The organism is Pseudomonas sp. S2_F03 (assembly GCF_054668335.1).
The window spans coordinates 4,200,929-4,213,974 of record NZ_CP162759.1; the positions used below are offsets into that span (position 1 = coordinate 4,200,929).

General features: G+C 60.8%; 9 protein-coding genes and 2 pseudogenes. All 11 read left to right on the forward strand.

The genetic code is table 11. The annotated features are described in order from the left end of the window. The first annotated feature begins 15 nt into the window (after positions 1–15). The 11 genes and pseudogenes from AB4N76_RS19580 to AB4N76_RS19630 all read left to right on the forward strand — a co-directional run bounded on the left by AB4N76_RS19580 (position 16) and on the right by AB4N76_RS19630 (position 13,021). Positions 16–699 carry a tellurite resistance TerB family protein gene (locus tag AB4N76_RS19580; RefSeq protein WP_046029090.1) on the forward strand — a complete coding sequence of 228 codons (684 nt, stop codon included), beginning with the start codon at positions 16–18 and terminating at the stop codon, positions 697–699. A gap of 93 nt (positions 700–792) precedes the next feature. After that, positions 793–2,415: a methyl-accepting chemotaxis protein gene (locus AB4N76_RS19585; protein WP_077430809.1), complete on the forward strand. Its 1,623-nt coding sequence runs from the start codon at positions 793–795 to the stop codon at positions 2,413–2,415. Continuing rightward, positions 2,415–2,951: a chemotaxis protein CheW gene (locus tag AB4N76_RS19590; protein ID WP_046029103.1), complete on the forward strand. Its 537-nt coding sequence runs from the start codon at positions 2,415–2,417 to the stop codon at positions 2,949–2,951. Before AB4N76_RS19585 ends, AB4N76_RS19590 begins: the two co-directional genes overlap by 1 nt. Next, positions 2,948–4,208 (forward strand): annotated as a pseudogene (locus tag AB4N76_RS19595) (CheR family methyltransferase). The gene AB4N76_RS19590 and the pseudogene AB4N76_RS19595 overlap by 4 nt, the downstream one beginning before the upstream one ends. Next, positions 4,205–4,888 carry a chemotaxis protein CheW gene (locus AB4N76_RS19600; protein ID WP_046029107.1) on the forward strand — a complete coding sequence of 228 codons (684 nt, stop codon included), beginning with the start codon at positions 4,205–4,207 and terminating at the stop codon, positions 4,886–4,888. The pseudogene AB4N76_RS19595 and the gene AB4N76_RS19600 overlap by 4 nt, the downstream one beginning before the upstream one ends. Continuing rightward, positions 4,885–7,151: pseudogene (locus tag AB4N76_RS19605) on the forward strand (response regulator). The gene AB4N76_RS19600 and the pseudogene AB4N76_RS19605 overlap by 4 nt, the downstream one beginning before the upstream one ends. Then, positions 7,148–8,158: a chemotaxis-specific protein-glutamate methyltransferase CheB gene (gene cheB, locus AB4N76_RS19610; protein WP_460163410.1), complete on the forward strand. Its 1,011-nt coding sequence runs from the start codon at positions 7,148–7,150 to the stop codon at positions 8,156–8,158. Before AB4N76_RS19605 ends, cheB begins: the two are co-directional and overlap by 4 nt. A 48-nt stretch (positions 8,159–8,206) precedes the next feature. Beyond that, entirely contained in the window at positions 8,207–9,208 is a 1,002-nt protein-coding gene (locus AB4N76_RS19615) for a response regulator (RefSeq protein WP_046029115.1), read from the forward strand. 284 nt (positions 9,209–9,492) lie between these two features. Continuing rightward, positions 9,493–10,588 (forward strand): peptide chain release factor 2 gene (prfB, locus tag AB4N76_RS19620; RefSeq protein WP_460163411.1). Its coding sequence is split into 2 segments (ribosomal slippage): positions 9,493–9,564 and positions 9,566–10,588, totalling 1,095 coding nucleotides; the frame shifts between segments, so codons are not numbered across the junction. Between the two features lie 114 nt (positions 10,589–10,702). After that, the gene (gene lysS / locus AB4N76_RS19625) at positions 10,703–12,205 is read left to right on the forward strand and encodes a lysine--tRNA ligase (protein ID WP_046029121.1); all 1,503 of its coding nucleotides are present in this window, start codon (positions 10,703–10,705) and stop codon (positions 12,203–12,205) included. A gap of 99 nt (positions 12,206–12,304) precedes the next feature. Further along, complete coding sequence (locus AB4N76_RS19630) at positions 12,305–13,021, forward strand: TetR/AcrR family transcriptional regulator (RefSeq protein ID WP_460163412.1); 717 nt, start codon at positions 12,305–12,307, stop codon at positions 13,019–13,021. Positions 13,022–13,046: the final 25 nt, after the last annotated feature.

Consider the following 13,046-nt stretch of genomic DNA (forward strand, 5'->3'; position numbering starts at 1 on the left):
CCTGGAGGCAGCAAAATGAATACCCGTGGATTGCTCGATCAACTGCTCAAGTCCGGTCAGGACCTGCTGCAGAACAAGGCCGGCGGCAATCAGAACAAGGCGTCCAGCGGTGGCCTCGGCGGTTTGCTCTCGGGCGCGAGCGGCGGTGCGATAGCTGCGGGCGCCATGGGGTTGTTGCTCGGCAGCAAAAAGGCTCGTAGCGTCGGCGGCAAAGTCGCCGTCTACGGCGGCCTCGCCGCGTTGGGCGTGATTGCCTACAAGGCCTTTGGCAACTGGCAGGCCCAGCAAGGCACGGCGCCGAACACTGAACCGCAAACCCTCGATCGCTTGCCCCCGGCGCAAGTCGAATTGCACAGCCAGGCGATTCTCAAGGCGTTGGTGGCTGCAGCGAAAGCGGACGGCCACATTGATGAACGCGAGCGTGCGCTGATTGAAAGTGAGTTCAGCAAGCTCGACAACGATCAGGCGTTGCAGCACTGGCTGCATGCCGAACTCAACAAACCGCTGGACCCGACGGACGTTGCCCGGGCTGCCAGCACGCCGGAAATGGCCGCCGAGATGTACATCGCCAGCGTGATGCTGGTGGATGAGCAGAACTTCATGGAGAAGTCCTACCTCGATGAGCTGGCGCGGCAGTTGAAGCTGGAGCCGGGGTTGAAGGCAGAGCTGGAGAAGCAGGTGCGACAGGTTTCCCTGTAAGTCCTGGATTGAGAACCGCCGCACACCGTCTTATAAATGAAACAACGCCCTCGGCTATACTCCCCAGCATTTGAACCGCCCCGAGGACTGACTGTGAAAAACTGGACGTTGCGCCAACGCATCTTGGCGAGCTTTGCGGTAATCATCGCCATCATGCTGTTGATGGTCGTCGTCTCGTATTCACGGCTGTTGAAGATCGAAGCCAGTGAAGAAAGCGTTCGCGATGATGCGCTGCCGGGGGTGTATTTCAGCTCGATGATTCGCAGTGCCTGGGTCGACAGTTTTATCCAGACCCAGGAGATGCTCGGCCTCAAGGAAGGGCAGGGCGTCAGTGTCGAAGACGCCGCCGATTTCAAGGTGTTCGAGGCGCGACTGCTGGAGCAGATGAATAACTATCGACGCACGGTGACCACGGAGGAAGACAAGGTCGAAATCGCCGCGTTCGAAAAGCTGCATGAGGAGTACCAGAAGATCCTGGCGAAAGTCCTCGACCTGCATAAGAACAATCAGGAAGCCGACGCCATCAAACTGTTCAATGAACAGCTGACCCCGGCGTGGACGGCGGGCCGGATGAAACTCAACGACATCATCCGCGAAAACAAAGCAGTGGCCGACCAGGACATGGCGAACATCGATGACGCCGTGGTCACCGCGAAGGTCATCATGGGCATTTCCCTGCTGATTGCGGTGCTGGCCGCCGGCCTGTGCGGTTTGCTGCTGATGCGCGCGATCATGGCGCCAATGAACCGGATCGTGGACATCCTCGAAATTATGCGCACCGGCGACCTTAGTGGCCGTTTGAACCTGGAGCGCAAAGACGAATTCGGCGCCGTGGAAACCGGCTTCAACGACATGATGACCGAGCTGACGTCGCTGGTGTCTCAGGCCCAGCGTTCGTCGGTGCAAGTGACCACGTCGGTGACCGAGATCGCCGCCACGTCCAAGCAGCAGCAAGCCACCGCCACGGAAACCGCCGCCACCACCACGGAAATCGGCGCGACCTCCCGAGAAATCGCCGCGACGTCCCGGGACCTGGTGCGCACCATGACTGAAGTCTCCACTGCTGCCGATCAGGCTTCGGTGCTGGCCGGTTCCGGGCAGCAAGGCCTGGCGCGCATGGAAGACACCATGCACTCGGTGATGGGCGCGGCCGATCTGGTCAACGCCAAACTGGCGATCCTCAATGAGAAGGCCGGCAACATCAACCAGGTGGTGGTGACCATCGTCAAAGTCGCCGACCAGACCAACTTGCTGTCGCTCAACGCTGCAATCGAAGCCGAGAAGGCCGGTGAATACGGTCGCGGGTTCGCCGTGGTCGCCACCGAAGTGCGGCGCCTGGCGGATCAGACGGCCGTCGCCACCTACGACATCGAACAGATGGTGCGTGAGATCCAGTCGGCGGTGTCGGCGGGTGTCATGGGCATGGACAAGTTCTCGGAGGAAGTGCGCCGGGGCATGTCCGAAGTGCAGCAGGTCGGCGAGCAGTTGTCGCAGATCATCCATCAGGTGCAGGCGCTGGCGCCGCGGGTGTTGATGGTCAATGAAGGCATGCAGGCGCAGGCCACCGGCGCCGAACAGATCAACCATGCGCTGGTGCAGTTGGGTGATGCCAGCAGCCAGACCGTCGAGTCGTTGCGCCAGGCCAGTTTCGCCATCGACGAACTGAGCCAGGTGGCCGTCGGGCTGCGCAGCGGCGTTTCGCGATTCAAAGTCTGATGAGCGAACTCGCGGGCAAACGCGGCGCCGTGGTGCCGGCGAAGCAATCGTTGTTCCTGGTGTTTCGCATCGCCAGCGAGCGTTTTGCCTTGCAGGCCATCGAAGTGGCGGAAGTGTTGCCACGCCTGCCTTTGAAGCCGATTCCACGGGCGCCTGATTGGGTCGCCGGGGTCTTTGCTTATCGCGGCGCCGTCGTACCGGTGATCGACCTTTGTGCGCTGACGTTCGGTCAACCGGCGCAGGCCCGTACCAGTACGCGGCTGGTGCTGGTGCACTATCGGCCGGATGACACGACACCCTCGATGTTGCTGGGTCTGATCCTTGAGCAGGCCACCGATACCTTGCGTTGTGACGCTGCGGACTTCAAACCCTATGGTTTGGACAACCGCCAGGCGCCGTACCTGGGGCCGGTTCGGGAGGATGCGCAGGGACTGCTGCAATGGGTACGGGTCGTCGATTTGCTCGATGATCAGGTTCGCGCGCTGCTGTTTCCTTCGCCACCGCTGGACCTGGCATCGCTTGAGGAGCGGTCATGAGCAGCGATCAGCGTTTTTTCGATTTCCTCAAGGAACGTATCGGCCTCGACGTGACGTCGGTGGGCCCGGCGATCATCGAGCGCGCGGTGCGCCAGCGCAGCACGGCGTCCAATGCGCTGACGGCCGATGAGTATTGGCACACACTGCAAGGCTCGCAGGATGAGCAGCAGGCATTGATCGAAGCGGTGATCGTGCCGGAGACCTGGTTTTTCCGTTATCCGGAATCCTTCGCGACCCTGGCGAAACTGGCGGTAAAACGGCTGGCCGAAATCAACAACATGCGTGCGCTGCGAATTCTCAGCCTGCCGTGTTCCACGGGTGAGGAGCCGTATTCCATCGCCATGACCCTGCTTGATGCCGGGCTTGAACCGCATCAGTTCAAGGTAGAAGGCATGGACGTCAGCCCACTGTCGGTGGAAAAGGCCAGGCGTGCGGTCTACGGGAAAAACTCGTTTCGCGGTCACGATATCGCGTTTCGCGACCGCCATTTCAGTGCCGAAGACGACAGTTATCGCCTCAGCGAGCGCGTGCTTGAGCAGGTGCGTTTGCAGGTCGGCAACCTGCTTGATCCGGCCTTGCTCGCTAACGCGCAACCCTATGATTTTGTGTTCTGCCGCAACTTGCTGATCTATTTCGATCAGCCAACCCAGCAGCAGGTTTTTGAAGTACTCAAGCACCTGACGCATGTCGACGGCGTGCTGTTTATCGGCCCGGCCGAAGGTGGTTTGTTGGGGCGTTTTGGCATGCGCTCGATTGGCATTGCGCAGTCGTTTGCGTTCAGCCGCCAGAGTGCGCCACAGCCTGAGCCGTTTCCCGTGTTCGTGCCGGCGCCGCTGCCGGTACGCCAACCCGTGCGCAGCGTGACACCGCCAACCGTGCGTAACCGCCCGTTCACCCCCCCTCACGTCGCCAATCGCGGCGAAAGCATCGGACGCGATTGCGTTGCTGGCGAACATCGCGGTGCTGGCCAACGAAGGCAAAAGTGTCGAAGCCCGCGCCGCGTGCGAAGGGTATTTGCGCAGCCACGAGCCGGTCGCCCAAGTGTTTTACTGGCTGGGGCTGCTCAGCGATGTCAGTGGAAACACCTTCGAAGCCCAAGGTTTTTATCGCAAGGCGTTGTACCTTGAACCGCAACATCCCGACGCGTTGATGCACCTGGCGGCCTTGCTGCAATCCCAGGGTGATGCGGCGGGTGCCAGACGATTGCAGGACCGCGCCGCCCGCAGCGAGCGCGCCGACAGTGAGCGTAAACGATGAGCGCCTCCGACACCTTGAACGTTACCCATGAAGACGCCCAGGCCATCGACGATTGCTGGAACCGCATCGGTATTCACGGTGACAAGTCCTGCCCGCTGCTGACCGAGCACATTCACTGCCGCAATTGCGCGGTGTACTCGGCCGCCGCTACGCGTTTGCTCGACCGCTACGCCTTGCAGCAGGACGACCGCGTGCAACATTCGGCAGCGGTTGAAACCGAGGTGAAAACCCGTTCGCTGCTGATGTTCCGACTCGGCGAGGAATGGCTGGGCCTGGCCACTCGCAGCCTGGTGGAAGTGGCGCCCCTGCAAGCCATTCATTCGTTGCCGCACCAGCGCTCCCGGGCGTTGCTCGGTGTGGCAAATGTGCGCGGAGCGTTGGTCGCCTGCCTGTCGTTGGTGGAATTGCTCGGGCTCGACGCCACCAACAACGTGGCCACCGGTGCGCGGGTCATGCCGCGCATGCTGATCATCGCCGCCCACGGTGGGCCGGTGGTGGTGCCGGTGGACGAGGTTGACGGGATTCATGCCATCGACGAACGAATTCTGGATGCCGCATCGCAATCGGGCACTCAGGCCAGCGGCAAATACACCCGAGGCGTGTTGCCGTTCAAAGGTCGCAGTTTGCGCTGGCTGGATGAAGAACAGTTGCTGTCCGCCGTGACCCGGAGCCTCACATGACCCCCGAGCAAATGCGCGACGCTTCGTTGCTCGAACTGTTCAGCCTGGAAGCCGAGGCCCAGACCCAGGTCCTGAACGCCGGGCTGTTGGCGTTGGAGCGCAACCCGACTCAGGCCGATCAGCTCGAATCGTGCATGCGCGCGGCGCACTCGCTAAGGGCGCGGCACGGATCGTCGGTGTCGATGCCGGGGTCAGTGTTGCGCATGTGATGGAAGACTGCCTGGTCAGCGCTCAGGAAGGGCAGTTGTACTTGCGGCCCGAGCACATCGATGCGTTGTTGCAAGGCACCGATCTGCTGATGCGCATCGCCACGCCGAACAACAACCTGACACCAGCGGATATCGAGGCCTATGTGGCGTTGATGGCCCATGTGCTCGACCCACTGGCGCCCGCCGAGCCGCTCAGAGTCGAGCGTCAGCCTGAACCGCCGCCCATTGAGTTGCCGGCTCCTGTCATTGAGCCGCCAGCCGCCCCGGTTGAAACCCCACGCAAGGCTAAACGCACCACCGAAAACGGTGAGCGCGTGCTGCGCGTCACGGCCGAGCGCTCGAACAGCCTGCTCGACCTGTCGAGTAAATCCCTGGTGGAAACCCAGCGGCTCAAGCCGCACCTGGCAACCATGCAGCGCCTCAAACGCATACAAAACAACGGTCTGCGGGCACTGGAAAACCTCAACGTGCATCTCAAGGAGCACGCCTTGAGCCTTGAAGCTCAGGAGGCGCTCGAGGATGCGCGGCGGTTGCTGGCGGAATCCCAGCAACTGTTGATCGAAAAAAACGCCGAGCTGGATGAGTTTGCCTGGCAGGCCAGTCAGCGGGCGCAGGTGCTGTACGACACCGCGCTGGCTTGTCGCATGCGCCCGTTTGCCGACGTGTTGAGCGGGCAGGTGCGCATGGTCCGCGATCTGGGCCGGGACCTGGGTAAACAGGTGCGGCTGGAGATCGAGGGCGAGAAAACCCAGGTCGACCGCGACGTCCTGGAAAAACTCGAAGCGCCACTGACGCACTTGTTGCGCAACGCCGTGGATCACGGCATCGAATCCCCGGAACAAAGGTTGCTGGCCGGCAAACCGGCGGAGGGGGTGATTCGTCTGCGTGCCTCCCATCAGGCCGGTCTGCTGGTGCTGGAGTTGAGCGATGACGGCAACGGCGTCGACCTGGAAAAGGTCCGCCGCACCGTCGTCGAGCGGCAGTTATCCCCAGCCGAAACCGCCGCGCAATTGAGCGAAGAAGAGCTGCTGACGTTTTTGTTCCTGCCGGGGTTCAGCCTGCGCGACAAGGTCACCGAAGTCTCCGGACGTGGTGTCGGGCTGGATGCGGTTCAACACATGGTCCGCCAATTGCGCGGAGCGGTGGTGCTGGAGCAAACGGCGGGCGCAGGCAGCCGCTTCCACCTCGAAGTGCCGCTGACGCTGTCGGTGGTCCGTAGCCTGGTGGTGGAAGTCGGTGACGAGGCTTATGCGTTTCCGCTGGCTCATATCGAACGCATGTGCGACCTGGAGTCGGCGGACATCGTGCAGGTCGAAGGGCGTCAGCATTTCTGGCATGAAGGTCGGCATGTCGGCCTGGTGGCGGCCAGTCAGCTGTTGCAGCGCCCGGTCAGCCAGAACAGTCAGCAGACGCTCAAAGTCGTGGTCATCCGCGAGCGCGATGCGATTTACGGCGTGGCGGTCGAGCGTTTTATCGGCGAGCGGACATTGGTCGTATTGCCGCTGGACGAACGTCTGGGCAAGGTGCAGGACATCTCCGCCGGGGCCTTGCTCGACGATGGTTCGGTGGTGCTGATCGTCGACGTCGAAGACATGCTGCGTTCGGTGGACAAACTGCTCAATACCGGGCGCCTGGAGCGCATTGCCCGCCACAGCAATCAAGCGGTCGAGGCGGCGCGTAAACGGATTCTGGTGGTTGATGACTCACTGACGGTTCGCGAGTTGCAACGCAAGCTGCTGCTCAATCGCGGCTACGATGTGGCCGTGGCGGTTGACGGTATGGATGGCTGGAACGCCCTGCGCTCGGAGGATTTCGATCTGCTGATCACCGACATTGATATGCCGCGCATGGATGGCATCGAACTGGTGTCGCTGCTGCGCCGGGACAATCGCCTGCAATCGCTGCCGGTGATGGTGGTGTCGTACAAGGATCGCGAGGAAGACCGTCGTCGTGGACTGGACGCCGGGGCCGACTATTATCTAGCCAAGGCCAGTTTTCATGACGATGCCCTGCTTGATGCAGTGGTTGAGCTCATCGGAGGAGCAAAGGCATGAAAATCGCAATCGTCAACGATATGCCCATGGCGGTAGAGGCTTTGCGCCGGGCCTTGGCGTTTGAGCCGGCGCACCAGGTGATTTGGGTGGCTGGCAATGGAGCGGAGGCGGTGCAGCTTTGCGCCGAAAATACGCCGGATCTGATTTTGATGGACCTGATCATGCCCGTCATGGACGGGGTGGAAGCGACCCGGCGGATCATGACAGAAACACCGTGCGCCATTGTCATCGTCACCGTTGACCGCCAGCAGAACGTGCATCGGGTGTTCGAGGCCATGGGCCACGGCGCGCTGGACGTGGTCGACACCCCGGCCCTCGGTGCCGGCAATGCCCAAGAGGCGGCGGCCCCATTGTTGCGCAAGATCATGAACATCGGCTGGCTGATTGGTGGCCGCAACGCTCAAGTCCCGAAGGCACCGAGCCCGCATCGCAGTTCCGCCTCGCGCCAGCGCCTGATCGCCATCGGCTCATCCGCCGGCGGGCCGGCAGCGCTGGAAATTCTGCTCAAGGGTTTGCCGCGAGATTTTTCGGCAGCGATCGTGCTGGTCCAGCATGTGGATCAGGTCTTCGCTTCCGGCATGGCCGAATGGCTCGGCAGCGCCAGTGGCTTGAACGTGCGCCTGGCAGTAGAAGGTGAGGCACCCCAGGCTGGCACGGTGTTGCTGGCCGGTACCAACCACCATATTCGCTTGCTGAAAAACGGCACGCTGGCCTACACCGCTGAACCGGTCAACGAAATCTACCGTCCTTCAATTGATGTGTTTTTCGAAAGCGTTGCCAATTACTGGAACGGTGACGCCGTGGGGGTTTTGTTGACCGGCATGGGGCGCGATGGCGCGCAGGGGCTTAAACTCATGCGCCAACAGGGTTACCTGACCATCGCTCAGGACCAGAGCAGCAGTGCGGTGTTTGGAATGCCCAAGGCGGCCGCCGCCATCGACGCAGCTGTGGAAGTCCGCCCACTGAACAAGATCGCACCACGATTGCTGGAGATCTTTCCGAAATGACCACCATTAGCAGTAATCCTGGCAAAGGCAGTATTCAGGTGACCGCACATGAATGAATTACAGCTCGACGACTACAAAACCGACGAAAACGCCGCCATGGTGTTGTTGGTGGACGATCAGGCGATGATCGGCGAAGCGGTGCGTCGCGGGTTGTCGAACGAAGACAATATCGACTTCCACTTCTGCGCCGACCCGCACCAGGCCATTGCCCAGGCGATCCGCATCAAGCCGACGGTGATCCTGCAGGATTTGGTGATGCCCGGTCTGGACGGCCTGAGCCTGGTGCGCGAGTACCGCAATCATCCGGCGACCAAGGACATTCCGATCATTGTCCTGTCGACCAAGGAAGACCCGCTGATCAAGAGCGCGGCGTTTGCGGCCGGGGCCAACGATTATCTGGTGAAGCTGCCGGACAACATCGAGTTGGTGGCGCGCATCCGCTATCACTCGCGCTCCTACATGACGCTGTTGCAGCGCGATGCGGCGTACCGGGCGTTGCGGGTCAGCCAGCAGCAACTGCTCGACACCAACCTGGTGTTGCAACGCCTGATGAACTCCGATGGCCTGACCGGGCTGTCGAACCGCCGGCATTTCGATGAGTACCTGGAACTGGAGTGGCGCCGTTCGCTGCGTGACCAGAGCCAATTGTCGCTGCTGATGATCGATGTGGATTACTTCAAGTCCTACAACGACAGCTTCGGCCATCTGGAGGGCGACGAAGCCTTGCGCAAGGTGGCGACGGCGATTCGCGAGGCCAGCGCTCGCCCGTCCGACCTGCCAGCCCGTTACGGTGGCGAAGAGTTTGCGTTGGTGCTGCCCAATACCACGCCGGGCGGTGCGCGGCTGGTGGCGGAGAAACTGCGTCAAACCGTGGCCGCGCTGAAAATTCCGCACATTTCACCGACCGAAGGCTCATGCCTGACCATCAGCATCGGCCTGTCCACCATGGTCCCGCAGCAGGGCAGCGATTGCCGGCAATTGATCTCGGCGGCGGATAAAGGGCTGTATCTGGCGAAGAACAATGGGCGAAATCAGGTGGGGATTGAGTGAAGTAATACGCGTCCTGTAGCAGCTGCCGAGCCTGCGAGGCTGCGTCCGGCGGCAAAGCCGTCGTAAAACCATACAACACGGTCTACCAGGCAAACCGCGTGCGCAGGATTGGCGAGGACTTCGTCCTTGGACGCGGCCTCGCGGGGCTCGACCGCTGCTACAGGGATGTTCCATGGTTTCAATCAAAACCATTCGCCGGTAAAGCGGCCAGGCGGGCTGCCGTGACAGCCTGATTACGTTATACTCGCCGGCTTTCAAAAGTTCGCCAACGAGTGCTGCCCGCCATGGAAATCAACCCGATCCTTAACAGTATCAAGGACCTGTCCGAGCGCTCCGAAACTATTCAGGGGTATCTTTGACTACGATCAAAAGCATGAGCGTCTGACTGAAGTCAATCGCGAGCTTGAAGATCCGTCTGTCTGGAACAACCCGACGTACGCTCAGGAACTGGGCCGCGAGCGGTCCATGCTGGCGCAGATCGTCGAAACCCTCGACGAAATGCACTCAGGCCTGGCCGACGCCAAAGACCTGCTGCTGATGTCCGCCGAAGAAGAAGACCAGGCCGCCGTCGATGACGTCGCTGCCGAAGTCGAGCGCCTGCGCGAGTCGCTGGAAAAACTCGAATTCCGTCGCATGTTCAGCGGTGAAATGGATGCCAACAACGCCTACCTGGATATCCAGGCCGGCTCCGGTGGCACCGAGGCTCAGGACTGGGCCAACATCCTGCTGCGCATGTACCTGCGTTGGGCTGACAAGCGCGGTTTCGACGCGACCATCATGGAGCTGTCCGCCGGTGAAGTCGCCGGGATCAAGGGCGCTACCGTGCACATCAAGGGCGAATACGCCTTTGGCTGGTTGCGTACCGAGATCGGCGTGCACCGTCTGGTGCGCAAGAGCCCATTCGACTCCGGTAACCGTCGCCACACCTCGTTCTCGGCCGTGTTCGTGTCGCCGGAAATCGATGACAACATCGAAATCGACATCAACCCGTCGGACCTGCGCATCGACACCTACCGCTCCTCCGGTGCCGGTGGTCAGCATGTAAACACCACCGACTCGGCCGTACGTATCACCCACGTACCGTCCAACACCGTGGTCAGCTGCCAGAACGAACGCTCCCAGCACGCCAACAAAGACACCGCGATGAAAATGTTGCGGGCGCGCTTGTACGAGCAGGAAGTGCAGAAACGCAATGCCGCCTCCCAGGCCCTGGAAGACACCAAGTCCGACATCGGCTGGGGTCACCAGATCCGCTCGTATGTACTCGATGCGTCGCGAATCAAGGATTTGCGCACTAACATCGAACGCAGCGACTGCGACAAGGTGCTCGACGGCGATATCGACGAATACCTGGTGGCCAGCCTGAAACAAGGCCTGTAAGCCATGCAATACAGGATCGACTGACATACCTCGATCCTTGTAGGAGCCGGCCTGCCGGCGATCCCCAGGCCGCAGGCCTGGGGGCAACGAACCTGTGATGGAATATTTAAAGACATGAGCGACCTAGAACTCGACCCGCAAGCCCTGCAACAGGAAGAAAACTCCCTGATCGCCCTGCGCAAGGAAAAGCTTGCTGCCGAGCGCGCCAAGGGCAATGCCTTCCCGAACGACTTCCGCCGCGAAAACTACTGCGAAGATCTGCAGAAGAAATACGCGGACAAGACCAAGGAAGAGCTGGCAGAGGCTGCAATTCCGGTCAAGGTTGCCGGTCGCATCATGCTCAACCGTGGCTCGTTCATGGTGATTCAGGACATGACCGGGCGGATTCAGGTTTACGTCAACCGTAAAACCCTGTCCGAAGAAACCCTGGCCGCCGTGAAGACCTGGGACATGGGCGACATCATCGCCGCCGAAGGCACCCTGGCCCGTTCCGGCAAGGGCGACCTGTACGTTGAAATGACCACTGTGCGCCTGCTGACCAAGTCGCTGCGCCCGCTGCCGGACAAGCACCACGGCCTGACCGACACCGAACAGCGCTACCGTCAGCGTTATGTCGACCTGATCGTCAACGAAGACGTGCGCCAGACCTTCCGCGTTCGTTCGCAAGTCATCGCGCACATCCGCAGCTTCCTGATGCAGCGTGACTTCCTGGAAGTCGAAACGCCGATGCTGCAAACCATTCCTGGCGGTGCGGCGGCCAAGCCGTTCGAAACCCACCACAACGCGCTGGACATGGGCATGTTCCTGCGTATCGCGCCAGAGCTGTACCTCAAGCGCCTTGTTGTTGGCGGTTTCGAGAAAGTGTTCGAGATCAACCGCAACTTCCGTAACGAAGGCGTTTCGACTCGTCACAACCCTGAATTCACCATGTTGGAGTTCTACCAGGCTTACGCCGACTACGAAGACAACATGGACCTGACCGAAGAACTGTTCCGTGAGCTGGCGCAGCTGGTTCTGGGCAGCACCGACGTGCCTTACGGCGACAAAGTGTTCCACTTCGGCGAACCGTTCGTGCGTCTGTCGGTGTTCGACTCGATCCTCAAGTACAACCCTGAGCTGACCGCTGACGACCTGAACGACATCGACAAGGCTCGCGCCATCGCCAAGAAGGCCGGCGCCAAGGTGCTGGGCTTCGAAGGTCTGGGCAAGCTGCAAGTGATGATTTTCGAAGAACTGGTCGAGCACAAGCTGGAGCAGCCGCACTTCATCACCCAGTACCCGTTCGAAGTGTCGCCGCTGGCTCGTCGCAACGATGACAACCCGAACGTCACCGACCGTTTCGAATTGTTCATCGGCGGCCGTGAAATCGCCAACGCCTACTCCGAGTTGAACGACGCGGAAGACCAGGCTGAGCGTTTCATGGCGCAAGTCGCTGACAAGGACGCGGGCGATGACGAAGCCATGCACTACGACGCCGACTTCGTGCGCGCGCTGGAATACGGCATGCCGCCAACGGCGGGTGAAGGCATCGGTATCGACCGTCTGGTGATGCTGCTGACCAACTCGCCGTCGATCCGCGACGTGATCCTGTTCCCGCACATGCGGCCGCAAGCGTAAGTGTTTCAATTAAGAAGCCGCCTTTTCAGGCGGCTTTTTATTGCCTGTCTGGCACAAACGTATCAATTTGTTGCTTTCATCTGAGAGGAAAGACCTGTCGTGAATCGTGCAATGGCTCAAGAAGGTGCAGCGGGTATCGCCACTGCGGTCGCTGAAAGTGTTCAGTACCAGGGCCGCAAGGCCAGCCGACAGGGCAGCGAGCAGCGTCGACAGGACATTCTCGATGCGGCGATGCGCATTGTCGTGCGCGATGGCGTGCAGGCCGTACGCCACCGGGCGGTGGCGGCCGAGGCCGGCGTACCGTTGTCGGCGACGACCTATTACTTCAAGGATATCGATGACTTGCTCACCGATACCTTCGCTCAATACGTGGAACGCAGTGCGGCGTTCATGGCCAAGTTGTGGGTGAACAACGAAGGCCTGCTGCGCGAGATGGTGGTCAGCGGCGACGGCAGCCCACAGGCTCGCGCGCAACTGGCGGACGATATCGCTCGACTGATGGCGGACTACGTTCACCGGCAATTGATCAACCGTCGCGAACACTTGATGGCGGAACAGGCGTTCCGTCAGGAGGCCTTGTTGAACCCGCGCCTGGCGGAACTGGTGCGCTCGCATCAGCAAATCCTCCTTCAGGGCACGTGCCAGCTTTTCGAGGTATTGGGTTCTCGTGAGCCACAAGAGGATGCCAAAGTGTTGACGGCGATTATCGGACGGATGGAGTATCAGGGCTTGCTCAACGACGCGGAGCCTGTGGGCGAAGAAGAAATGCTCGGTATCCTCAATCGTTACATGCACTTGGTACTCGCGTCGGTGTAATCCCTGAGGGCGCCACAAAACCCTG

Excerpts from the sequence above, each read along its gene's own strand:
- lysS (WP_046029121.1), top strand. The coding sequence starts at position 10,703 with ATGAGCGACCTAGAACTCGACCCGCAAGCCCTGCAACAGGAAGAAAAC.
- AB4N76_RS19580 (WP_046029090.1), top strand. The coding sequence starts at position 16 with ATGAATACCCGTGGATTGCTCGATCAACTGCTCAAGTCCGGTCAGGAC.
- cheB (WP_460163410.1), top strand. The coding sequence starts at position 7,148 with ATGAAAATCGCAATCGTCAACGATATGCCCATGGCGGTAGAGGCTTTG.
- AB4N76_RS19590 (WP_046029103.1), top strand. The coding sequence starts at position 2,415 with ATGAGCGAACTCGCGGGCAAACGCGGCGCCGTGGTGCCGGCGAAGCAA.
- AB4N76_RS19615 (WP_046029115.1), top strand. The coding sequence starts at position 8,207 with ATGAATGAATTACAGCTCGACGACTACAAAACCGACGAAAACGCCGCC.
- AB4N76_RS19600 (WP_046029107.1), top strand. The coding sequence starts at position 4,205 with ATGAGCGCCTCCGACACCTTGAACGTTACCCATGAAGACGCCCAGGCC.